Annotated in this window: 1 protein-coding gene; it reads right to left on the bottom strand. The window is 63.1% G+C overall.

The window, feature by feature from the left end; genetic code table 11:
• On the bottom strand, window positions 1–415 hold a 415-nt coding region (locus tag EOA29_RS40425; RefSeq protein ID WP_245468891.1), incomplete at both ends, for an ABC transporter substrate-binding protein.

The raw sequence follows: 415 nt of genomic DNA, 5'->3' as shown, positions 1-415 counted from the left end.
GAGCAGCACCGAGCCGTCATGGCCGGACTTCTTGTAGTGGAACTTGGCCTTGTCCGGATCGTACTTGCGCTGCTCGATCTCGGTGAACAGCGGGTAGGCCGCGTTGATCGGGAAGTCGTTGCCAAGCGAGCCGTAGCCGCGCAGCACCTTGTTCAGCATCTCCTCGCGGTCGATGGCCAGCTTCAGCGCCATCCTGAGATCGTTGTTGTCGAACGGCGCCGTGTTGCAATGCATGATGAACACGTAGTGGCCGGGGCCCGCATGGTTGCGGATGGTGACGCCCGGCACGCGCTTGATCAGGTCGACGATCTTCGGCTCGACGCGGTTGATCATGTTGACCTGGCCGCCCTGCAGGGCCGCGGTGCGCGCCGTCGCGTCGTTGATGACAACCACTTCGATCTGGTCGGCATGGCCC

Origin of the sequence: Mesorhizobium sp. M1E.F.Ca.ET.063.01.1.1, assembly GCF_003998155.1 — a bacterium.
In the GTDB taxonomy this organism is placed as follows: Bacteria; Pseudomonadota; Alphaproteobacteria; order Rhizobiales; family Rhizobiaceae; genus Mesorhizobium.
The sequence above is the reverse complement of the archived record's forward strand: the minus strand, read 5'-3'. Positions and strand labels throughout refer to the sequence as shown.